The 21907-nt window shown below is 75.6% G+C and carries 14 protein-coding genes and 1 pseudogene; 11 read left to right on the top strand and 4 right to left on the bottom strand.

Features of this window, described 5'->3' with window-relative positions:
• Window positions 1-19: 19 nt before the first annotated feature.
• From RQM47_RS08930 to RQM47_RS08890, 9 genes are all read left to right on the top strand, one after another.
• The gene (locus RQM47_RS08930; protein ID WP_311664542.1) at window positions 20-2461 is read left to right on the top strand and encodes an ABC transporter permease; all 2442 of its coding nucleotides are present in this window, start codon (window positions 20-22) and stop codon (window positions 2459-2461) included.
• Window positions 2462-2763: 302 nt separating this feature from the next.
• Entirely contained in the window at window positions 2764-3387 is a 624-nt protein-coding gene (locus tag RQM47_RS08925; RefSeq protein WP_314008564.1) for a hypothetical protein, read from the top strand.
• A gap of 66 nt (window positions 3388-3453) precedes the next feature.
• A complete protein-coding gene (locus RQM47_RS08920) occupies window positions 3454-4539 on the top strand; it encodes an ABC transporter permease (protein WP_314008561.1) in 1086 nt (361 codons plus the stop codon).
• A 27-nt stretch (window positions 4540-4566) separates the two neighbouring features.
• Window positions 4567-5829: an ABC transporter permease gene (locus RQM47_RS08915; protein WP_314008558.1), complete on the top strand. Its 1263-nt coding sequence runs from the start codon at window positions 4567-4569 to the stop codon at window positions 5827-5829.
• A gap of 177 nt (window positions 5830-6006) precedes the next feature.
• Window positions 6007-8391, top strand: coding sequence for an ABC transporter permease (locus RQM47_RS08910; RefSeq protein ID WP_314008555.1), 2385 nt, complete (start codon window positions 6007-6009; stop codon window positions 8389-8391).
• Between the two features lie 38 nt (window positions 8392-8429).
• Complete coding sequence (locus tag RQM47_RS08905) at window positions 8430-10820, top strand: ABC transporter permease (protein ID WP_314008552.1); 2391 nt, start codon at window positions 8430-8432, stop codon at window positions 10818-10820.
• A gap of 52 nt (window positions 10821-10872) precedes the next feature.
• Window positions 10873-13266 (top strand): ABC transporter permease, encoded by a 2394-nt coding sequence (locus RQM47_RS08900; protein WP_314008549.1) that lies wholly within the window; start codon window positions 10873-10875, stop codon window positions 13264-13266.
• A gap of 120 nt (window positions 13267-13386) precedes the next feature.
• A complete protein-coding gene (locus RQM47_RS08895) occupies window positions 13387-14088 on the top strand; it encodes an ABC transporter ATP-binding protein (protein WP_314008548.1) in 702 nt (233 codons plus the stop codon).
• 187 nt (window positions 14089-14275) lie between these two features.
• Window positions 14276-15565 (top strand): TolC family protein, encoded by a 1290-nt coding sequence (locus RQM47_RS08890; protein ID WP_314008544.1) that lies wholly within the window; start codon window positions 14276-14278, stop codon window positions 15563-15565.
• 187 nt (window positions 15566-15752) lie between these two features.
• Here the strand turns inward: RQM47_RS08890 and lysS are convergent, their stop codons facing one another.
• The 4 genes from lysS to amrB form a co-directional block, all read right to left on the bottom strand.
• Window positions 15753-17336 carry a lysine--tRNA ligase gene (gene lysS, locus RQM47_RS08885; protein WP_314008541.1) on the bottom strand — a complete coding sequence of 528 codons (1584 nt, stop codon included), beginning with the start codon at window positions 17334-17336 and terminating at the stop codon, window positions 15753-15755.
• A gap of 170 nt (window positions 17337-17506) precedes the next feature.
• Complete coding sequence (locus RQM47_RS08880; RefSeq protein WP_311664559.1) at window positions 17507-18097, bottom strand: hypothetical protein; 591 nt, start codon at window positions 18095-18097, stop codon at window positions 17507-17509.
• Window positions 18098-18239: 142 nt separating this feature from the next.
• Window positions 18240-19181: a Rossmann-like and DUF2520 domain-containing protein gene (locus RQM47_RS08875; protein WP_314008537.1), complete on the bottom strand. Its 942-nt coding sequence runs from the start codon at window positions 19179-19181 to the stop codon at window positions 18240-18242.
• Between the two features lie 5 nt (window positions 19182-19186).
• A complete protein-coding gene (gene amrB / locus RQM47_RS08870) occupies window positions 19187-19972 on the bottom strand; it encodes an AmmeMemoRadiSam system protein B (protein ID WP_314008534.1) in 786 nt (261 codons plus the stop codon).
• Window positions 19973-20266: 294 nt separating this feature from the next.
• Between amrB and RQM47_RS08865 the strand changes: the two genes are divergently transcribed.
• Both RQM47_RS08865 and RQM47_RS17435 read left to right on the top strand, forming a co-directional pair.
• Window positions 20267-21202 carry an FKBP-type peptidyl-prolyl cis-trans isomerase gene (locus RQM47_RS08865; protein WP_311664565.1) on the top strand — a complete coding sequence of 312 codons (936 nt, stop codon included), beginning with the start codon at window positions 20267-20269 and terminating at the stop codon, window positions 21200-21202.
• Window positions 21203-21408: 206 nt separating this feature from the next.
• Window positions 21409-21850 (top strand): annotated as a pseudogene (locus RQM47_RS17435) (GlcG/HbpS family heme-binding protein).
• Window positions 21851-21907 lie beyond the last annotated feature (57 nt).

The following is a 21907-nucleotide window of genomic DNA, read 5'->3' as shown; positions in this document are numbered from 1 at the left end:
CTCCTCCACCCCGCCCGCCATGTGGACGCACCACCTCCGCCTCGCCCTCCGCGCCCTCGCCCGCGACAAGACCAGCGCCGCCCTCGGCGGGCTGAGCCTGGCCGTCGCCGTCGCGGCCTGCGTGCTGATCTCGCTGTTCGTGCGCGAGGAGCTGAGCTACGACCGCGCGCTCCCCAACGCCGACCGGGTCTCGACCGTCGCGACCGAGGACCACTTCGGCGGCGAGCGCCACGCGTTTACTGCGACGCCGTACCTCCTAGCGAGCACGCTCGTCGCCGAGGCCCCGGCGGTCGAGGCCGCGAGCGTTACCTACGGCGGGTGGAACATGACGCCGGTCCTCGACGCGGGCGGGGCGGAGGTCGGGGATGAGGAGGTCCGCCTACTCTTCGCCGACTCGCTCTACTTCGACGTGCTGGCGTACCCGGCCGTCGCAGGCGACGTGGGCACTGCCCTGGACACGCCGGACGGGGCCGTCATCACCGCCTCGACGGCGCAGCGCCTGTTCAGGACGGCCGCCCCGCTCGGGCGGACGCTGACGCTCGCCACCGGCGACACGAACACGGTCACGGTTCGCGCCGTCGTCGCCGACCCGCCCGAGCTGTCGAGCTTCCCGTTCGACGTGATCGCGTCGTTCGCGGGGTGGCGCGCGCAGAACCCGGATGTCAGCCCAGGGTGGAGCGGCGCCATGTACCAAACGTACGTGCTCCGCCGAGCGGGGACCGAGCCCGACGCCGTCCAGCGGGCGCTCGACGTGGTCGTGCCGGAGGTGGAGCGGTCGGAGGACAAGGCCCTAATCAACGTCCCGCTCCGCGAGTACCGGCTCTCCGAGTTCTCGGACGCCCAGGACGGGTTCGGCGGGAGCCTCGTGTTCGTCCGCCTGTTCGCGGCCGTGGCCGGGCTCATCCTGCTCCTCGGCGCCATCAACTACGTCAACCTCGCGACGGCGCGCGGCGCGCGGCGGGCCAAGGAGATCGGCGTGCGGAAGGCGTTGGGGGCGGGGCGGGGCGGGCTCGTGCGCCAGTTCCTCGTCGAGTCCGTCGTGCTGAGCGCGCTCGCGGCGCTCGTCGGGCTGGCGCTCGCGGCGCTCGCGCTCCCGCTCTTTAACGGGACGTTCGGGACCGACCTTGCCCTGGCCGACCTCGACGGGCCGTTCCTGCTCGGCCTGGGCGGGGCGGTCCTCGCGGTCGGCGTGCTGGCGGGGCTGTACCCGGCCCTCTACCTGTCGCGGTTCGACGCAGCGCGTGTTCTCCGGGGCGGGGCGGCGGCGTCGCGGACGGCCGGCGAGGCGTTCCTGTCGCGGACGTGGCTCCGCCGAGGGCTCGTCGTGTTCCAGTTTGCGGCGGCCGTGCTGCTCCTGGTCGGGACGGGCGCCGTCGCGCGCCAGCTCGACTACATCCGGTCGAAGCCGCTCGGGCTCGACCCGGACGGGCTCGTCGTGGTCCCCATCACCGACCGCGCCCTGGCGCAGCAGTCCGACGTCGTGAAAGCGGCGTTCCTCCGACTCCCCGAGGTCGTCGCGGCGGCCGGGGCCTCGGTCGTCCCGCCCAAGCTGTACTCGGGGATGGCGAACGAGCCCGACCCCGAGCAGCCCGGCCTCGGGCTGAACTACAGGCTCGTCGACGGCGACGCCGACTACGCCGACGCGCTCGGCTTGGGCGTCGTGGCGGGGCGGTGGTTCCAGGACACGGCCGACGACGACGCGCGGGCCGTCGTGGTCAACGAGTCGTTCGCCGACGCGCTGGGGTGGACGCCGGACGGCGCCCTCGGGCGCGAGGTGGAGACCGGCTTCGGAGACACGCCGAACGTGGTCGTGGGCGTCGTGGCCGACTTCCACTTTGCCTCGCTCCGCGAGCCGGTCGGGGCCGTCGCCATCGGCCCCGACCGGCCCGACGGGATCGAAAACGGGAGCGGGGACGCCGCGAGCTACCCCTGGATCGCCGTCCGCCTGGCGCCGGGCCGGGACGCCGAGGGCGTGGCCGCCCTCCGCGCGGCGTGGGCTGGCCTCGCGGGCGACGCCCCGTTCGAGCCCTGGTTCGTCGCCGACGACTTCGCCGAGCTCTCCGCCAGCGAGGAGCGGCTGGCGCGGACGTTCGCGTTCTTCGCCGGGATCGCCGTGCTCATCGCCGCGCTCGGGCTCGTCGGGCTGGCCGCGTATTCGGCCGAGCGGCGGACGAAGGAGGTCGGCATTCGCAAGGTGCTCGGGGCGAGCGTGGGCGGGGTGGTGGCGCTCCTGTCGCGGGAGTACCTCGCGCTCGTCGCGGTGGCGGCCGTGCTCGCGGCGCCGGTCGCCGTGGTCCTCGTGCGGCGGTGGCTGGAGGGATTCGCCTACCACGCCCCGTTCAGCCCGCTCGTGCTCGTCGGCGCGGCGCTGGCCGCGCTCGCGCTGGCGCTCTTGTCGGTTGGGACACAGGCGCTCCGGGCGGCCCGCCGCGACCCGGTCCGCGCGCTGCGCTCCGAGTAGGCCGCCCCGCCCTGTGCGCCGCCGCCCGCCGACTGTGCGCCCGCGCACACCGCCCCGCCCCCAGACGCTCCTGGAGTGGGCGGGGCGGGGTGGTCCGGGCCTTGCTATCTCCGCCACCCCGCCCTACCCCCACCTATGTCTCCCCACCCCCTTGAGCGCCGCGTCCGTTTCCTCACGGGTGCCACCATCGCCCTCACGTCGGTCCTCCTCGCCCTGGTGCTCGGGGCCACGAGCCCTGCCGGCGCTGCTGGGTCCAGCACCTCGCCGCGGGCGTCGTCGAGGCCGACACCGTCCGTGCCGACGTGATCATCACCGAGCGGGTAAACGTCGTGCAGCCGGATGGCCGGCTCGCCGTCGTCGTCTCGAACGGGGACCGCATTCCAGGTCCCATCTTCCAGGGCGAGGAGTTTCCGCCGGAGATCTCGGAAGGGCGCCGAGGCTCTGCAGGGCTCGTGTTCTACAACGCCGACGAGACCGAGTCCGGCGGGCTCATCCACCGGACGGTGCGGGCGGACGGCGGGTACGAGGCGTTCGGAGCGCTCACGTTCGACCAGTTCGAGCAGGACCAGACGGTCGCCCTCGCCTACGACGACGACGGGGCGAGCCGGCGGGCCGGGCTCCACGTCTGGGACCGCCCGACGGAGTTCACGATCAAGGAGCTCATTGACGTCGTCGTCGGCGTCCGGTCGGAGGACCCTGACGCCCGCGCGTCGGCCCAGGAGCGGTACGAGGCTATGCGAGACGCCGGCGGGCTCGACGCCCCGCAGCGGGTGTTCGTCGGGAGCGAGAACCGGACGGCCGAGGTCCGTCTCCAGGACACGCAGGGGCGCCCCCGCATCCGACTCATCGTGGACTCGCTCGACGTCGCGCGCCTCGTCATCCTCGACGCTGACGGCGAAACCGTCCTTCGCCTCCCGGAAGACTAGCCCCGCACCGCGTCACCGGGTCACTCCCCAAACCCTGCTGTTTTTACCTACCCATATCACACCGTCATGACGCTTCCGACGAGCTACGTGCTGCTAGGCTTCCGCGCGCTGCGGAAGGACAAGGTGGCCTCCCTCATCAACCTCGTCGGCCTGTCAGTGGCCGTTGCCTGCGCCGTCGCGCTGTTCCTCCTGCTCCACGAGATCAACACCGCCGACGACTTCCACGCGCACGGCGACCGGATCTTCTTGGTCGGCCACGCGGTCGAGGGCAGGGCGGGGCCGGAGCGTTGGGGGACCGCGCCCGAGCCGCTGGGGCCGGCGCTCGCTGCGGACCTCCCTCAGGTCGAGCGGGCCGTCCGCGTGGCGACGCACCCCGCCCTGGTGCGCGCCGATGGCAGCACGTACCACGAGACGCTGTCTTTTGCCGACGCCGGCTTTTTCGACGTGTTCTCCTTCCCCCTCGCCCAGGGCAGCGGCGGGGCGCTCGCCGACCCGAGCGGCGTCGTCCTGAGCGCCGAGGCGGCCACGAAGTACTTCGGCGCCGAGGACCCGCTGGGCCAGACGCTCACGGTGACGCTGCCCTCTACGCGCGACACGAGCGGGGCCGTCGAGACGCTGACCGTCGTCGGCGTCGCCGCCCCCTTCCACGCCCGCGCGGACTTCCGCTTCGACCTCCTCGCGGGCTACGACCTCCAGCGAGCGGCCGGCCTCGCAGCCCCGAACGACTGGGCGTCGCTGACCGAGGCCACGTTCCTCCTGCTCCGCCGGTCGGCCGACGCCCGCGAGGTCTCGGCGCAGCTCGATCGCTACGCCACCGTCCAGAACGCGACCAGCCCGGACCGGCCCGCGACGTTCTTCCTCGACAGCGTCCAGCACCCGGACTGGCTGACGGCCTGGCAGATCGAGGACCGCGCGCTCCAGGCGCCCCTGCTGTGGGAGTCGGTGATGTTCGGCCTCATCGCGCTCCTGATGCTGCTCGTGGCGTGCTTCAACACCATCACCATCTCGCTGGGCGCTGCGGCGCGTCGGCTCAAGGAGATCGGCGTCCGCAAGGCGATGGGGGCCAGCCGCCGGGAGCTCGTCCAGCAGTTCCTGATTGAGAGCCTCGTCCTGTGCTCGCTGGCCGTGCTGGGTGGGCTGTTGGTGGCTTGAACGATCACCGTCCCCTTCCTGAACGGGTTGCTCAACCGGCCAAACCCGCTCGACATCTCGGATGTCGCGGCGTTCTGGCCCGTCGTGGCCGGCCTGCCCCTGTTCCTCGGGCTCGTGGCCGGGCTCTACCCGGCCGTCTACGTCTCAGCGTTCCAACCCACGGCGATCCTGGGGGGGCGCGCTCGGCTGGCCGAGAAGAAGGCCCTCACCCGGACGCTCACCGTCGTCCAGTTTACGCTGGCCCTGGTCACCATCTGCCTGGCGCTCTTCACGGCCACGCTCGACGACAAGCTGCTCGGGGGCAACTGGGGGTACGACCAGGACAACCTCCTGGTGGTGGCGACATCTGGGCCGGAGCAGACCGACTGGCTCCGGCGGGAGGCGTCCGCGCTCCACCCGGTCCGCAGGGTGGCCGGGGCCGCGAACCCCGTCGGGTCTCCGGGAGCCCCCGCCACGGTCCGCGTCCAGGGTCAGGAGGCGCAGGCGGCCCACTTCAGCGTCGGGCCGGAGTACCTCGCCACGCTGGACATCGAGGCGGCCGCGGGGCGTGCGTTCGGCGCGGGCTTCGCCGACGGCGAGCGGTCCGTCGTAGTCAACCGCACGTTCGTCCAGGAGCAGGGGTGGGCGGCCCCTGTCGGGCAGCAGGTAGAGCTCGACGGGCGGCCGCTGTCGGTCGTCGGCGTCGTCGAGGACTTCCTGCTGGCGCCGATGGCGGGCACGGCGCGGCCGGTCGTCTTCAGCCTGGCCGACGCGGCTCAGGTGCGGTCCCTGACCCTGCGCGTCGAAGCCGGGGCCGCCGCCGACCTCGACGCCGCACTCCGGGCGCGCTGGAAGCGCCGGTTCCCGGGCGTCGATTACGCCTCGTACGCTCAGGCGGACGCATTCGCCAGGGAGTCGATGCGCGGCGTCTCGCGGTTCATCACCTACCTGGCCGCCTTCGCCCTCCTCATCTCGTGCATGGGGCTGTTCGGACTGGCCGCCCAGGGCGCGGCACGGCGCACGCGCGAGGTGGGCGTGCGCAAGGCGCTGGGCGCGTCGGCGGCGCACATCGTGTTGTTGGTCAACCGCGGCTTTCTCGGGATGCTCGTCGTCGCTACGCTGGTCGCGACCCCGCTGTGCTACCTCGGGCTAAGCACGGCGCTCCGCCTAGCGCCGGTCGACGTCGCGCTCGGGTCGGCGCCGTTCGTCCTGTCGAACGCCCTGGTCTTCCTACTGGCGGCGGCGACGCTCTCGGTGCAGACGGCCCGGCTCGTCCACGTCCGCCCGGCCGAGGTGCTACGGGCGACGTAGCCGGCCGCCCCGCCCGCCGTCGGGGGAGCGTGCGCCGCCGCCCGCCGACTGTGCGCGTCCGCACACCGCCCCGCCCCCAGAACGCCCCTGGAGTGGGCGGGGCGGGGTGGTCCGGGCCTTGCTCTCTCCGCCACCCCGCCCCGACGTCGCGCTTCCTCGCCGGCCGCCCCTGCCTCCATGCCCCTCGTCCTCCGCACCGCCCTCCGCGCCCTCCGGCGCCGCCCCGCCGACGCCCTCATCAACGGGCTGGGGCTCGCGCTCGGCCTCGCCTGCTGCGCGCTCATCGCGCTCCACGTCGCCGCCGAGCGCGGGGCCGACCGCCAGCACGCGGGCGGCGAGCGCGTCGTCCGCGTCGGCATCGAGATGACGGACGCGGGCGGCGAGGTCACGAAAGCTCCGACGGTGCCCCGACCGCTGCTCGCCGCCGTCGAGCGCGATCCGGCCGCCGAGGCCGTCGCCACCGTCCGGTACGGGGCGGGGTTCCGCGTCGAGCGGCCGGTGGGGAACGTCCGCGCCGACGCCATCTTCGCCAGCGCCGACGTCCTCGACGTCCTCAATGGCTACCGCCTCATCGCGGGCGACGCCCAGACAGCGCTCGCGGCACCCGGATCGGTCGTCCTCACCGAGGAGGCCGCGCTCCGGCTCACCGGCGAGGCCGCCCCGCTCGGGCAGACGCTCGACGTGGGCGCCGACCTTCCCTACACCGTCACCGGCGTCTTCGACGAGACCGGCCGGTCGCACCTCGCGTTCGACGCGCTCGTTTCGTTCGCTACGCTCGACGCGGCGGACTGGTACGACCCAGACCAGTGGCAGTCGTTCGACCTCGGCGTCTACGCCCGGCTCCGTCCTGGAGCCGACCGCGCCGCGTTCGCCGGCCGCGTTCAGGGCGCGCTGGACGACGGGATCGGGGAGGGCATGCGGGCTGAGGGCATGGCCGCCGCCGCCGCCGTCCAGCCGCTCCACGACGTTTACCTCGCTGAGGACGGGCGGATGAACCCGCCGTACGTGCGGACCGGCCACCCCGCCCTGCTCCGCGTCCTGTCGCTCGTCGGGCTGTTCGTGCTCGCGGTCGCCGCCGTCAACTTCGTGAACCTGGCGACGGCCCGGTCGGTCGAGCGCGCCCGCGAGGTCGGCGTGCGGAAGGCGGTCGGGGCGGGGCGGGGCGGGCTCGTGGCGCAGTTTCTGGCCGAGGCCGTGGCGCTCGCCCTCGCGTCGGGCGCCGTGGCCCTCGCCCTCGTGGCGCTCGCGCTCCCGGCCTACAACGGGCTGACGGACGCAGGCCTGGCGCTCTCCGACCTGCTCGCGCCCGCCCCGCTCGCGGCCGGGCTCGCCGTCGTCGCGGCCGTCGGGCTCCTGGCCGGGGCCTACCCCGCGCTCGCGCTCTCGTCGTTCCGCCCCGCCGAGACGCTCCGCGGCTCGTTCGCGACCGACCGCCGGGGGGCCGGGCTGCGGCGCGGGCTCGTCGTGTTCCAGTTTGCCGTCTCGGGCGCGCTCCTCGTCGCCACGCTCGTCGTGGGATCGCAGCTGGGCCACCTCCGCGACCAGGACCCCGGGTTCGACCGCGAGCACGTCGTCCTCGTCCCCACGAACGTCGTGGGCGGGGCGGACGTGCGGGCGCTGAAGGACGCCTTCGCGCGCGTCCCCGGCGTCGAGGCCGTCGCCCTAACGGGGGCGCCGCCGACCGAGGCGGGCTGGGAGAGCCAGAACGTCTCGGCCCGGGGCGGGGCGGGCGGGACGCAGACGATGGAGACGGTGATCGCCGACCCGGACTACGCCGAGGCCCTCGGGCTGCGCGTCGTCGCCGGCCGCGACCTCTCGGCCGAGATCGAGACGGACCGCGAGACGGCCGTGCTCCTCAACGCGTCGGCCGCGCGCGCGCTCGGGTGGACGCCCGAGGAGGCCGTCGGGCAGGAGGTCGAGACGTCGGGCCGCTACCCCGGCACCGTCGTCGGCGTCCTGGCCGACTACGCCCACCACGGCCTGGCCGCCCCGCCCCGCCCCCAGGTCTTTTTCGACCAGGCGGGGCAGGCGCAGTGGGCCGCCATCCGCCTCGCGCCGGGCGCGGCGGGCGCCCTCGACCGGCTCCGGGCGGTGTGGGAGGGCCGCGTGCCCGGCGACCCGTTCGCGCCCACGTTCCTCGACGCCGCCGTCGACGCGCAGTACCGGGCCGAGGAGCAGCTCGCGCGGGCGTTCGCCCTGTTCGCCGGGCTCGCCGTGGTCGTGGCGTGCCTCGGCCTGTTCGGGCTGGCGGCCCACGCGGTCCAGAAGCGGCGGAAGGAGGTCGGCGTGCGGCGCGTGCTCGGCGCCACGGTCGGGCAGGTCGTCGGCCGCCTCACGGCGGACTTTGCGCGGCCGGTCCTCGTCGGCTTGGCCGTCGCGGTGCCGGTCGCGTGGTGGGGGCTCTCGCGGTGGCTCGACGGGTTCGCCGAGCGCGTGGCGCTCACGCCCGCCCCGTTCCTCGTCGCCGGCCTCGTGGCGCTGGCCGTGGCCGTGCTGACGGTGAGCGTCCACACGGTCCGCGCGGCGACGGCGGACCCGGCGCGGGCGCTGCGCTCGGAGTAGCCGCCCCGCCCTCGCAACGTCCCCTCCACCCCGCCCCCATGCTTCGCTCTCACCTTATCGTTGCCCTGCGGGGCCTCCGCCGCGACGCCCGCTACACGGCCTTGAACGTCGTCGGGCTCGCGCTCGCGCTGGCCGTCGCGTTCCTCGTCCTGGCGTGGGTGCGGGGCGAGCTCGCCGTCGACGCGTGGCACGAGCGGGCCGACCGGACCTACCGCGTCGTATCGACGGTACAGAGCGGGTTCGACCCCGACCCCCGCCTTTTCGCCTCGGTACCGGACGCCGTCCCCGCGCTCGCGCGCGACGAGGTCCCTGGCGTCGAGGCCGTCGCCGAGGTGGTCGGCAGGTTCTACCTGGCGACGGCCGAGGGCGACGAGGCGGCCGGCGGGCTGGACCTCGGCGGGGTCTACGCCGACGGCGCCCTGTTCGACGTGTTCTCGCTCCGCCTCGCCGAAGGCGACCCGGAGACGGCCCTCGCCGCGCCGGGCCGGCTCGTCCTCTCGGAGCACGCGGCGCGGCGCCTGTTCGGCGACGCGGACCCGATGGGGCGGGCGGTCGCCGGCCGCGACGGGGCCGCCTTCACCGTTACCGGCGTCCTCGCCGAGCCGGCGGGACGGACGCACCTCCCGCTCGAGGCCATCGCCTCGCTCTCGACGCTCGGCCCCACCCCGCCCACGCCGTGGGACGAGGCGTTCGGCGCGCGCGACGTCTACGCCTACGTCGTCCTCGACAACGCGGCCGATCCCGACGCGTCGGAGGCGCGGCTCGACGCCCTCGCCCGGCGCGCGTTGCCGGAGCGGGCGGGGGCGCGGCTGGCGGCGCTGGAGCTCCAGCCGCTCACGCGGATCAACCTCTCGGGCCGCCTGTTCTTCTCGCCGCTCGGGACCGCCCTGCCCGCCGCCGTCGCCTACGTGCTGGCGGGGCTGGCCCTCCTCCTCCTTGCCGTCGCGTGTGTGAACTACGCCGGGCTGGCCGTCGCGCGCGGGCTCGGGCGGACCCAGGATGTGGGCGTGCGGAAGGTGCTCGGGGCGGGGCGTGGCACGATCGTCGCCCAGTTTCTCGCCGAAGCGCTCGTCGTCGGAGCGCTCGCGGGCGGCCTCGCCCTGGTCTTTGGGACCGCTCTCGCTCCCGCGTTCAACGGGCTCTCGTTCGTCGCCCTGGATGGGTCCCCCCTGAGTGGGCGGACGCTCCTGGACCCGGCGCTGATCGGAGCCGCTGTCGTGCTCGTCGTGCTCGTGGCGGGGGCGGCCGGGCTCTACCCCGCCCTGCTCCTCTCGCGCGTGCAGCCGGCGGTCGCCGTCAAGGCTCGCGGGGCGGCGACGGCCGGCGGGAAGCTGTGGGTGCGGAAGGGGCTGGCGGTGGCGCAGTTTGTCGCCGCGGTCGTCCTTGTCGTGACGGCGTTTGCGGTGGCGCGCCAGGCGTCGCTGCTGACCGACGCCGACTACGGGTTCGACACCGCCCACACGCTCGTCGTCCCGTTGGGCGACGTTCCGGCCGAGCGCGTGACGGCGTGGGCGCGGAGCCAGCCCGGCGTGGTCGGGGCGACGGCCACATCGCGGCCGCCGGGCTTCGACGGGCTCCCCGACGTGTGGCTTCAGCGCTCGGCGGAGACGGACCGCGTGGAGGGCACGACGTACGCCGTGGACCCTGCGTTCGTCGGGACGCTCGGGCTCCTGCTCGTCGAAGGTGAGGGGCCGTCCGGGCGGGGCGTGGTCCTGAACGAGACGGCGGCCCGAGCGCTCGGCTTCGGCAGCCCAGACGAGGCCGTCGGCGCGCCAGTCTCGCTCGACAGCCTCCGGCGGGACGTGGTCGGCGTCGTCGCGGACTACCAGGCAGGCACGGCGGCGCTCGGCGTCCGCCCCGCCGTGCTCGTGGCGGACCCGGCGCGGCTGCGGTGGGCGCTCCTCCGCGTCCGCCCTGGCAGCGAGGGCGGGGTGGCGGGCGCCCTGGAGGCGGCCTCCGCCGGACTCGGCGCGTCCACCCCGCTCCGCGCCGGGCGCTACGCGGACGAGCTCGCAGCGACGGGCGACAAGGCCCTCCTCCGCGAGGCGGCCGGCGTCGTCGGCCTGGTGGCGGGGCTCGCGCTGGCCGTCGCCGCGCTCGGGCTCCTCGCGCTCGCCGCCTACGCCGTCCAGCGGCGAACGTGCGAGGTCGGGGTCCGCCGCGTGCTCGGCGCCCGCCCGTCCGACGTGGCGCGGCTGATCGGCCGCGAGTTCGCCGCACTCCTGGGCGGGGCGGTCGTCGTGGCCCTCCCGCTGGCCGTCGTGCTCAACGGCGCCTGGCTCGACCTGTTCGGGCGGCGCGTCGGGCTGGGGCCGGCTTTGCTGGGCGCTTCCGTCCTCCTCGTCGCGGCCTTCGCCGGGCTCGCGGTCGGCTCCCAGGTTTGGAGGGCGAACCGCCTCGACCTCGTCCGCGCCCTCCGCTCCGAATAGCCACCCCGCCCCGCCCGCCCTGCGGGGGCGGGGTGGTCGTCCCCTCCGCGCCATGCTGAACCGTTACGTCACCGCCGCCCTCCGCGTGCTCCGCCGGCAGAAGGGGACCGCCGCGATCAACGGGTTCGGGCTCGCCGTCGGCGTGGCGTCGATCCTGTGCATCTACGCGCTCGTCTCGCACGAGCTGCGCTTCGACGCCTTCCACGCGCAGGCCGAGCGGACGTACCGCGTCGGCGCGTTCTGGCCCGAGTGGGACGAGGACGGCGCGTCGTACCAGGCGCAGACGCCGACCGGGCTCGTCCCGGTCTTGCGCGAGGGCGTCGCCGGCGTGGCGCGCGCGGCGGACGTGGACGCCGGCTACGGGACGCGCTCGGTCAAGGCGGCCGGCCGCTTTTTCGACCAGGACGGCGTCGCGTTCGTCGGCCCCGACTACTTCGAGGTCTTCGACTACGCCGTCGTGGCCGGGGGCACCGAGCGGCTCGACGAACCCGACACGGTCGTTTTGACGGAGACCACGGCGCGGCGGTTCTTCGGGGGCGGGGCGGCCGTCGGCGAGACCGTCCGCTACGGGGACGACCAGGACCTCGAGGTCGTCGGCGTCGTGGCCGACCCGCCGGCCGAGACGCACTTGGCCGCCTCCTTTTTCGCGTCGCTCGCCACGCGCGCGCCGGCCTACGACGAGTGGGGGTTCTCCGACGGCCACTCGGTCTACCTCGTCCTCGAACCGGGCGCCTCGCCGGCTGAGGTCGCACGCCGCCTGAACGCGGTGCGGGTCTCGCATCAGAGCGCGGAGCAGCGGGCGGCGCAGCGGTTCGTGCTCCAGCCCCTGCGGGACATCCACACGGACACGCGCTACGGCGCCGCGCCGGGCAGCTACGTCATGGACCCGGTGTCGCTGTGGGGCCTGGGGCTGGTCGGCGCGCTCGTCCTCCTCCTGGCGGTCGTCAACTACGTGAACCTGGCGACGGCGCAGGGCGTGGCGCGGGCGCGCGAGATCGGCGTGCGCAAGGCCATCGGGGGCACGCGGGGGCAGATCGCCGCACAGGTCCTCAGCGAGACGGCGGTGCTCACGGGCGGGGCGGTCGCCGTGGGCTGGCTGGCCGCCCTCGCGCTGCTCCCCTCGGCCGCTGGCGTGTTCGAGATCGAGCTGTCCCGGATCGCGCTGCTCCGCCCCGAGGCCCTGCTGTTCGTGGTCGCCGTGGCCGTCGTGGTGAGCGGGTTGGCGGGGTTCTACCCGGCCGTGGTGCTCTCGGGCTACCGACCGTCGGCGGTGCTGCGCGGGGCGAGCGGAGGGCGGCGCGTGGGCGGGGTGGCGTTCCGGCGCGGCCTGGTCGTCTTCCAGTTTGCGGCGACGGCGTCGCTCCTGCTCGGGACGTTCGTGGTGCTCCAGCAGATGCGCTACGTCCAGGGCAAGGACCTCGGGTTCGAGCGCGAGGCCCGGCTGCTCGTCCGGGTGCCCGACGGCGAGCCGGCCCGCGCCCGCTTCCGGGAGGCCGTGCGCCGGCTGCCGTCGGCGCGGACGGTGACGTACGCGATGGGCGGCCCGGCCAAGGACGGCCGGCTCAGCCAGCGCTACACCTGGGACGGCGCGGACGACGCGCAGAGCCTCCGCACCGTCCCGGTCGACGCGGCCTACGCCGAGACGTTCGGGCTCCGCCTCCTCGCTGGCCGGCCGCTGCGCGCGGGCGACGAGGTCCAGCCGCACAGCCGTGTGGTGCTCGTCAACCGGGCGCTGTCGGAGCGGATGGGCTACGGGCAGCCCGGGGACGCCGTCGGCGCCCTCATCCGCGGAGCGGGCGGGGCGGACGGGCTGGGGCCGCTCCGAGTCGTCGGGGTCGTCGAGGACTTCCACCACGGATCGCTCCACAGCGAGATCGACCCGGCGGTGCTGCTCTACTGGCCGCAGTGGACGCACTGGGCCGGGATCGCGCTCGCGCCGGACGCGGGCGCCGGCGGGCTGTCGGAGGTGGAGGCCGCGTTCGAGGCGACGTTCCCGGACACGCACTTCCGCTACGCGTTTCTCGACGACTACCTGGCCGGCCTCTACACGGCCGAGCGGCGCGTCGCGAATGCCTTTCGCGTGTTCGCCGGGCTCGCCGTCCTGATCGCGTGCCTCGGCCTCCTCGGGATGGCCGCCCTGACGGCGGCCCAGCGGACCCGGGAGATCGGGGTCCGCAAGGTGCTCGGCGCGAGCGTAGCGTCCCTCGTCGCGCTGCTGTCCCGGGAGGTCGTCGTGCTCGTGGCGGTCGCGTTCGCCGTCGCCGCCCCGCCCGCCTGGGTGCTCATGCGCCGCTGGCTGGACGGTTTCGCCTACCACGTCGACCTGGGGCCGGTGCCGTTCCTCGCCGCCGGAGCGCTCCTGCTGGCGGTCGCGCTCGCGACGGTGGGCGCCCAGGCGCTCCGCGCGGCGACGGCCGACCCCATCCGCGCCCTCCGCTCGGAGTAGCCTCCACCCCGCCCCGCCCGCCCTGCGGGGGCGGGGCGGCGGGCATTTGCTCCCGCCCCGCTCAGCCGCCCCGCCCGCCTCGTCTTCAAGGGCGGGGCGGCAACCGAACCCAACCCGCCCGTGACCGCCCCGCCCGTGACCCCGCTCGTCTCGCTCCGCAGTCTGACCTACGCCTACCGCACGCGCCGCCGCGCCGAGACCGTCCTGCACGGCGTCAGCCTGGACGTGGCGCCCGGCGAGTTCGTAACCGTCGTCGGCCCGTCGGGCTCGGGGAAGTCGACGTTGCTGCACGTGCTCGCCCTGCTCGACCGGGCGGCGTCCGGGACCTACCGCTTCGACGGCCGCGACGTGGGCGCGATGTCCGACCGCGAGCGGGCGGCGCTGGCGCGCGAGGCCGTCGCCGTCGTGTTCCAGGCGTACCACCTCCTCGACGATCTCACCGTCGCCGAGAACGTGGCCGAGCCGCTCCGCTACCAGAAGGTGCCCGCCGCCGAGCGGACCCGGCGCGTGGCCGAGGTGCTCGCCCGGTTCGGGCTCGACGCGAAGGCCGACCGCTACCCGGCCGAGCTCTCGGGCGGCCAGCAGCAGCTGGTCGGCGTGGCCCGCGCCCTCGCCGGGCGCCCGCGGCTGCTCCTCGCCGACGAGCCCACGGGCAACCTCCACGCGGCGCAGGGCGGGGCGGTTGTCGACGCGCTCCGCGAGCTCAACGAGCGCGACGGCGTGACCGTCCTCCACGTCACGCACTCGGAGCGGTGGGCGGCCGCGGGCGGGCGCGTGGTCGAGCTCCTCGACGGCCGCGTCGTCGCCGACTCAAGCACGTAGCCGCCCCGCCCTCGGCGGGCGGAGCACGGGAGCAGGCGACGGGCGGGGCGGCGTGCGCCCGCGCACAGCCGGTGGGCGCCGGCGCACACGTCCGCCCCGCCCTGGGCGCCACGGGCGGGGCGGAGACGCGTGGCACGGCGGTTGGACCTCGGCGGGCAGACCGCCTCGCCCCTTGGGTCCGCCCGCTATGCACCGCCCCGCCCTCCTCGCCCTTTCATTCCTCGCCGCGCCGCTGGCGGCCCAGACGCCGGTCCCGCTCGACGACGCGCTCCAGACGGCCCGCACGCAGGCCGTCGCCGTGCTCCGCGCCGACGCCGCCGTCGAGGGCGCCCGCGTGGCGGTCGACGCCGCCGAGGCCCGGCGGTGGCCGTCGCTGGACCTCCGCGCGGGCGGCGGGCAGCGCTACGGGCTCGCCTTCGACAACACGAGCGGGAGCCTGACGCAGGCCACGATCGAGTCGGTGGACATCGGGGTCGACGCCGGCTACGTCGTCTACGACGGGGGCGCGCGCGGCGCCGACGCCCGCGCCGCCGAGGCCGGGCTCCAGGCAGCGGTCCTGGACCGCGAGCGGGCCGAGCAGCGGGCGGCCGAGGCCGTCGTCGAGGGCTACCGCGCCGTCGCCCGCGCCGACGCCGCGCGTGCCGTCGCGGCCGAGGCGCTCGCGGCCCAGCGCGACCTGCTCGCCGAAGTCGAGGCCCAGGTCGAGGTGGGCGAGCGGCCGGGCTACGAGGCGGCCCAGCAGCGCGAGCGCGTCGCGGCGGCCCAGGGCGACGTGCTCGCCGCCGAGCGCGACCGGGCGCTCGCCGAGGCCCGTCTCGTCCGCGTGCTCGGGCTCGATCCGGCCGGCGACTACGCGTTTCCGGCGCCCGCCCCAGGCGCCGCCCCGCCCGCCGCGCTCGTGGGCGACCTCGTCCGCCAGGCGCTCTCCGTCCGCGCCGACGTGCGCGCGGCCGAGGCCGCCGTGGTCGCCGCTGAGGCCGACCGCCGCGCGGCGCGGGCGGGGCGGCTCCCGACGGTCGCCGTCGGCGCCTACGTCGGGACGAACTATTCGAGCGCGGCCGGGACCGCCCTGCCCGGCCAGCTCGGCGACAACCGGGCCGGCGCCCTGCGCCTGACCGTCTCGCTCCCCGTCCTCGACCGGGGCGCCGCCGGCACGGCCGTGCGCCGCGCCGAGGCCCGCGCCACGGCCCTCCGCGCCGACCAGGAGGACGTCCGCCGTGCCGTGGCCCTCGACGTCCGCGAGCGGTCCGTCGAGGTCGACGCCGCCGCCGCCCGCGCCGAGGTGGCCGCCGTGCGCGTGGAGGCGGCCGAGGCCGCGCTCGCCGCCGAGCGGGCACGGTACGCGGCGGGCGCGACGACGCTCCAGGCCGTCTCGCTCCTCCAGGCCCGGCTCGTCGAGGCCCGGACCGAGCGGGCGCAGCTAGCCGTCGAGGCCGCGTTCAACCGGCGCCTCCTCGCCCTCGCGCTGGGGCAGTGACGCCGTCCCCCAGGGCCGGAACGGTCGTCGGTGCCAGAGGGCAAGGGCGCGCAGGCCGCCAGAGCGGGCGCGCTGCCCGACGGTGAAGGCGACTCGATCTGCTCTCACCTTGCGCGCGGGCGGGGTGGCTCGCCCGCCCCGACCAGGCTCCACCGCCCCGCCCGCCGCCGTTCCTGAGCGGGGCGGCTCAGGCCGCGTCCGCCCCGCCCTCGGGGCCGCCCTCGGGGCGGAGGAGCGGGAACAGGAGGACGTCGCGGATCGACGGCTGGTTCGTCATCACCATCGCCAGGCGGTCGACGCCGATGCCCAGGCCGGCGGCCGGCGGCATGCCGTACTCGAGCGCCCGGAGAAAGTCCTCGTCGACGGCGTTCACGGCCTCGTCGTCGCCGGCCGACGCCAGGCGGACCTGGTCCTCGAAGCGGGCGCGCTGCTCCAGCGGGTCGTTCAGTTCGGAGAACGCGTTGCACAGCTCCTTGCCGCCGGCGATAAGCTCGAACCGCTCGACGAGGCCCGGCTTCGTCCGGTGGCGCTTGGCGAGCGGCGACAGCTCGACGGGGTAGTCGGTCACGAACGTGGGCTGGACGAGCGTCGGCTCAACGGCCGCGCCGAAGATCTCGTCGATCAGCTTGCCCACGCCCATCGCGTCGTCCGTCTCGACGCCCACCGACTGGGCCGCAGCGACGAGGGCGGGGCGGTCGGCCACGCGCTCGCCGTCGTAGAGCCGGTGCCCCGTCGCCTCCTCGATGGCGTCGAAGATGGGGACGCGCCGGAAGGGCGCCGCGAACGACAGCGTGTGCTCCGCCCCGCCCGCGGCGTACGGCACGTCCGGCGATCCGTGGAGCGCGCGCGCGACGGCCTCCAGCATCCGCTCGACGAGCCCCATCATCCAGTCGTAGTCGCGGAAGGCGACGTAGAGCTCGAGCATGGTGAACTCCGGGTTGTGGAACCGGGAGAGCCCCTCGTTGCGGAAGTCCTTGGCGATCTCGTAGACGCCCTCGAAGCCGCCCACGAGCAGGCGCTTGAGGTACAGCTCGTCCGCGATGCGGAGGAAGAGCGGCATGTCGAGCGCGTTGTGGTGCGTCGTGAACGGGCGCGCCGCGGCGCCGCCGTAGAGCGGCTGGAGCGCCGGCGTCTCGACCTCGACGTAGCCCTGGCCGTCCAGGAAGTCGCGGAGCGTGCGCGTGATCGTGTGCCGGGCCTTGAACACGTCGCGGACGTCGGGGTGCAGCGCGAGGTCGGCGTAGCGCTGGCGGTAGCGGAATTCGGGGTCCGAGACCTCGTTGAACCGGCGCGTCTCGCCGGTCTCCTCGTCCGTCATCTCCTTCTCGACGGGCAGCGGCTTGAGCGACTTGGCGAGCAGGACCAGCCGCTCAGCGCGGACCGACACCTCGCCCATGCGCGTGCGGAACACCTCGCCCTCGACGCCGACCCAGTCGCCCGTGTCGAGCAGCTTTTTAAAGACCGCGTTGTACTCGCCTTCGGGAAGGTCGTCGCGGCGGACGTACACCTGGACCGCCCCGCTCTCGTCGGCGAGGTGGAAAAAGGCGGCCTTGCCCATGACCCGCTTGGTCAGCATCCGCCCCGCCACGGTCGCGCGGAGCGGGGTGGTGCCGTCGGTCTCGGGGTCGTTCGCGGCGTCGTCGTAGGCGTCCAGGACCTCGGCGGCGCGGTGCGTGACGGGCGGGGCGGCGGCCGGGTACGGCTCGACGCCGGCCTCGCGGAGGGCGTCGAGGTGGTCGCGGCGGATCTGCTCCTGCTCGGTGAGGGCCATCAAGAGGGATGCGGGGTGGAGGGATCGAGGGACGGGAAGATCCACCCGCCCCGCCCTCGAAGCATGGACGGGAGACGGAGACCGCGCCTGACCGCCCCAGCGTCGGGCGGCGCACGCGGGGCGGGGTGGCCGCCCTCATGCCTCCATCCCCTATCCCTCCATCCCTCCCGCTAGTCGACCACGCGGGCCACGTCGGCGAGGAGCGTGTCGCGGTGCGCGCGGAGCCGGGCCGCGAGGCGGTCGGCCAGCATGCGCGCCGACGACTCGGCCGGCTGGGCGGCGCCCAGGAGAGCCAGGTGCTCGGCCGTCTGGCCGAGCGCGCCGACGGCGGCGGCGGCGGCCGTCACCCACGGGCGTGTGGGGGGCGGGGCGGGCATGGCGAGGCTCCCGGCTCGCTCGCGGAGCCGCGGGAGCCACCCGGGGGCGGGGCGGAGCACGGACCGGACGCGCTGGGCCGCTGTCGGCGGAGCCGGCGCGAGGCACCGGGCCTCGGCCGAGACGCCCGACCGGAGCGCGGCGACGACGGCCTCGACATCGGCCGCGACGTCGGCCACGTGCTCGCGCTGGGCCAGGTTCAGCGCCGACGCCTCGGCCACCTCCAACGGCTCGGCCGTCCGCTCGAGGGCGGTGACGGAGGCGGCGAGGAGGGCCTGGAACGACGGAGCCGAGTCACGGCTCACGCTCCGGGCGACGAGGTCAGAGACGTCCTCGGCCGTGAGGCCGGTGGAGACGTCGTCATGAAAAACAGCGGTTTCACTCATACAGTCGCGGCCCGCAGGGCGAGACGCGGTCGGTGGGACAGCGCGGGAGGAAAGGGTAACGACCGGGCAACGTTCCCGGGGTCCGCCGCACCGACGATCCTCCGTTCCGCCACACCACGTCCACACGGCCGCCGCGGCGTTTTCACGGGCCGCCGTCCGGCACGGCGCCGTCCGGGCGGGGCGGGGCGGCCATCTGCTCCAGGAGCGCGAGCACGGCCTCGGCGCGCTCCGCCGGCAGCCGCCCCGCCCGCACCGCCAGGCGAACGGCCTCGACGGAGAGCGCGGCGTAGGCCGGGACGAGGTGCGGGAGGCGCGTGCGGAGCGCGCGCCCGTGGGCCTCCAGCGTCTCCAAGTCGCCGCGCGCGACCGGCCCCGTAAGGGACGCCTCAGGCGACGACGCGAGCACGTTCTCGACCGTCCCGCGGACGAGCGGGGCGAGCATCGCCGCGGCGTCGTCGCGGCCGACGTCGATGGACGCCAGGACCTCCTGGGCGACGGCGAGGAGCGCCGCGACGAGGTTGGAGGCCGTGGCCGCGGCGAGGTGGTAGAGCGGCTTGGCCGCGGTCGGCACCACGAGCGGCCGCATTCCGAGCGCCTCGGCCAGCGCGGCGCCGGCGGCGACGCCCTCCGCCCCGCCCTCGACGCCGACCGTGACGCCGTCGAACACGGCCGCGCCCGCCCCGCCCGAGACGGTCTGGAGCGGGTGGAACGAGAGCGTCCGCGCGCCCTCGGCCGCGAGCGGGCCGAGCGCCGAGGCCGGCGTGGCGCCCGACGTGTGGAGCACGACCGCCCCGCCCCACGCGCGGTCCAGCCCAGCGAGCGCGCGGGCGACGCCGGCGATCTCGCCGTCGGGCACGCACAGCGCGACGAGCGGGGCGGCGGGGAGGTCGGCGAGTCGGTCCGACGCGACTGGCGCGCCGAGAACGTCCGCGAGCGCGCTGGCCGAGGCGCGCGTCCGGCTGACGACGCCGGCGACGGCGTGGCCGGCCGCGGCGAGCCGGAGCCCGAGCGCGCGGCCGACGGCGCCGGCGCCGACGAGCGCGACGGCCGGGCGGGGCGGGGCGGGCGGGGCGGCATCCTCCACCGGCGTCAGGCGCGCCAGAGGGCGCAGGCGAGGACGCCGGGCGCGTCGTCGGAGGGCGGCTCCAGCGCGAGGACCTCGGCGCGCGTGGCCCCGCGGCGCTGGGCGGCGATGAGCGTCGTGACGAGCGCGCCCATGCCCTCGACCTGGACGGTCTCGCTCCCCAAGAGGTGCATGAGCTCGCTCTCGTTGAACGCCTCGATGGCCGTGCGGAGCCGGCCGAGCGCCTCCGCCCCGCCCGAGAGCACGTCGCACGAGCCGACGACGACGGCCTGCTTGGCGTACATCACCTCGCCCACCGCCGCGCCCAGCTCGCGGCAGTACGCCGGGCTCTCCTCGCCCATCACGATCGGGACCGCGCTGAACCCCTCGTCCAGGACCATCTGGAGAAACGGGAGCTGGACGTCGGCGCCCTCGGTGTGGTAGTGGCCCGTGTCGTCGAGGTAGATGTCGTCGTCCTCGTCGCAGAGCTCGTTGCGCAGGTGGTCGTTGATGGGGACCGGCCCGAGCGGCGTGTGGTACTGCTCGGTCTTGCAGATCGAGAGGCGCCCGAACGCGCCCGTGTGGCTGGGCGAGATGAGGACGACCGTGTCGAGGTCGGCCCCGCGGAGCCGGGCGTAGGCCGCCGCCGAGGCCGCCCCGCCCGAGGCCCGGTTCGAGTCGGGCACGACGAGGGCGACGAGGTCGTCGGGCGGGGCGGCGCCCGCGTCGTCGGCGTCGGCGAGGAGGCGGTCGAGGTGCTGGCGGAGGGGTCCCGGTTGCGTGGGGTAGACCGCGCGGGTGGCGAGGCTCATCGGCTCGGACGGCGTGTGGGAAGGGGCGCGCCCGACCGGGCGCTTGGCGCCTACGCGCGACCGGCGCCCGGGATGCCGGACGGGCCAGATGGGCGCCCCGCCGGTCCAGCAGTCGACGGCTACGGTCCGAGGCGGCTCGCGCTCGACGCAGCCTCGGTCGTGCCCGACGCCGGGGCTCCCACCCCGCCCTCGCCTGAGGAGGGCGGGGCGGGGCCGTGCGCCCTCTTTCCCGGAAGGCTCATGCGGACCCGCGGGCGGGGCGGCTAGCTTGCCGGCTTCTCACCCCCTCGACGCATGACGCTCCGCTCCCCTCTCTGCGCCCTCGCGCTCGCCGCCGCGCTCGTCGGCTGCGGCGAGGGCACCGCCTCGTCGTCGCCGGCGGCCGGCACGACCGACCTCGACAACCTGGCCGGGGCGGACCCCGTCGCGCAGATCGCCTACGACGCCGGCTTCCAGGCGGCGGGCCAGCTCCGCGGCCAGGACTCGACGCTCCAGTTCTCGAGCTTCGAGGACGGGTTCAACACGGGCCTCCGCAACGCCCGCGACCCGGCCTACGCCGAGGGCGTCCAGTTCGGGCTCCAGGTCGGGGCCGACACCGTCGTCAACATCGACCCCGAGGTGTTCCTCGCTGGCGCCCGCGAGGCGTTCGAGGGCGCCGAGTCGCGGCTCACGCCGGAGCAGCTCCAGGCAGCCCAGGCGGCGGCCCAGGACTCGATCCAGATGCGGCAGCTCCGGTCGCAGGCGCGGTCGAACCCGCAGGCCCGCGAGCGGCTCGACCAGTTGGCCCAGAACCGGACGCAGGCCGACGCCTTCCTCGCCCAGGTCGCCGAGCGCCCGGGCATCCAGCGGCTCCCGAGCGGCGTCCTCTACACGATCACCGACGAGGGCGAGGGGGCCAAGCCGACGGTGCAGTCCGTCGTCTCGGTCGACTACACGGGCCGCCTCGCCGACGGGACCGTCTTCGACCAGTCGCCCGAGGGCCAGCCGGTCCAGTTCCCGGTCGGCAACGTGGTCCCCGGCTTCCGCGACGCGATCCTCGACATGCGCCCGGGCGAGACGCGGACGGTGTACCTCCCGCCGGACCTCGCCTACGGCCAGGCCGGGGCGCCGGGGCCGGGCGGCCAAGGCGGCATCCCGCCGAACGCGGCGCTCGAGTTCGACATCACGCTCCGCGAGGTGCTGAACGCCCCGCCCCAGGGCGCGGGCGGGGCGGTCCCGCCGCTCAACTAGCGGGCTTCGTGCGGGGTCTCCTGGGGGGCCGTCTCGCCGCGGGCGGGGCGGCCCCTCGTTTTTGCCGCCCCGCCCGGCGCGCGGGACGTAACACGCGGGCGGGGTGGGCGGGGCGGTCCCGCCTGCTCCTCCACCCCGCCCCGCTGGAGCCCGTGCAACCCGAGGCGTGCGTCAGGGCTACGACGGGACGCCCACCCCGCCCCATCATGGCGCAACCGTCTCCGCACCACGTCCCCCTGCTGACGGCCAGCATGGCTCAGCTCATCGTGAGCGCCGCGTTCTCAGAAGCTCAGCGGGACTGCTCGGCTGTCACGGTCACCGTGGTCGACCGCTCCGGCCAGACGCTGGCGGTCCTGCGGGACCACCGAGCCGGCGTCCACACGCTACCGCGCGAGCTACAAAAAGGCGTACACCGCCTGCTCGCAGAAGCGGACGATGGCTGAGATCGCTCGCGGAATCCAGGACGGCACCATCCCCGAAGACGTCCGGCACCTCGACGAGAACGTGCTCGCGATAGACGGCGACCTCCCGATCTACGTCGATGGCGTCGTCGTGGGGGACGTCGGCGTGGGCGGGGCGCACGGGGCCAAGGACGTGCGCGTTGCCGAGGCGGGCTTGCGGGCCGTGGACGACCTCGCTGGGGAGTAGCGCCGGCCGCGACACCGGGCGGGGCGGCGGCTCCACCCCGCCCGCCGCCCGGGGCGG

This window comes from Rubrivirga sp. S365, from assembly GCF_032248475.1.
GTDB classification, from domain to species: domain Bacteria; phylum Bacteroidota; class Rhodothermia; order Rhodothermales; family Rubricoccaceae; genus Rubrivirga; species Rubrivirga litoralis.
This window is presented reverse-complemented; position numbering and strand designations above follow the sequence as displayed.

Excerpts from the sequence above, each read along its gene's own strand:
- RQM47_RS08905 (WP_314008552.1), top strand. The coding sequence starts at position 8,430 with ATGCTTCGCTCTCACCTTATCGTTGCCCTGCGGGGCCTCCGCCGCGAC.
- RQM47_RS08880 (WP_311664559.1), bottom strand. The coding sequence starts at position 18,097 with ATGAGTGAAACCGCTGTTTTTCATGACGACGTCTCCACCGGCCTCACG.
- RQM47_RS08910 (WP_314008555.1), top strand. The coding sequence starts at position 6,007 with ATGCCCCTCGTCCTCCGCACCGCCCTCCGCGCCCTCCGGCGCCGCCCC.
- RQM47_RS08865 (WP_311664565.1), top strand. The coding sequence starts at position 20,267 with ATGACGCTCCGCTCCCCTCTCTGCGCCCTCGCGCTCGCCGCCGCGCTC.
- RQM47_RS08900 (WP_314008549.1), top strand. The coding sequence starts at position 10,873 with ATGCTGAACCGTTACGTCACCGCCGCCCTCCGCGTGCTCCGCCGGCAG.
- RQM47_RS08930 (WP_311664542.1), top strand. The coding sequence starts at position 20 with ATGTGGACGCACCACCTCCGCCTCGCCCTCCGCGCCCTCGCCCGCGAC.
- RQM47_RS08920 (WP_314008561.1), top strand. The coding sequence starts at position 3,454 with ATGACGCTTCCGACGAGCTACGTGCTGCTAGGCTTCCGCGCGCTGCGG.
- amrB (WP_314008534.1), bottom strand. The coding sequence starts at position 19,972 with ATGAGCCTCGCCACCCGCGCGGTCTACCCCACGCAACCGGGACCCCTC.
- RQM47_RS08890 (WP_314008544.1), top strand. The coding sequence starts at position 14,276 with ATGCACCGCCCCGCCCTCCTCGCCCTTTCATTCCTCGCCGCGCCGCTG.
- lysS (WP_314008541.1), bottom strand. The coding sequence starts at position 17,336 with ATGGCCCTCACCGAGCAGGAGCAGATCCGCCGCGACCACCTCGACGCC.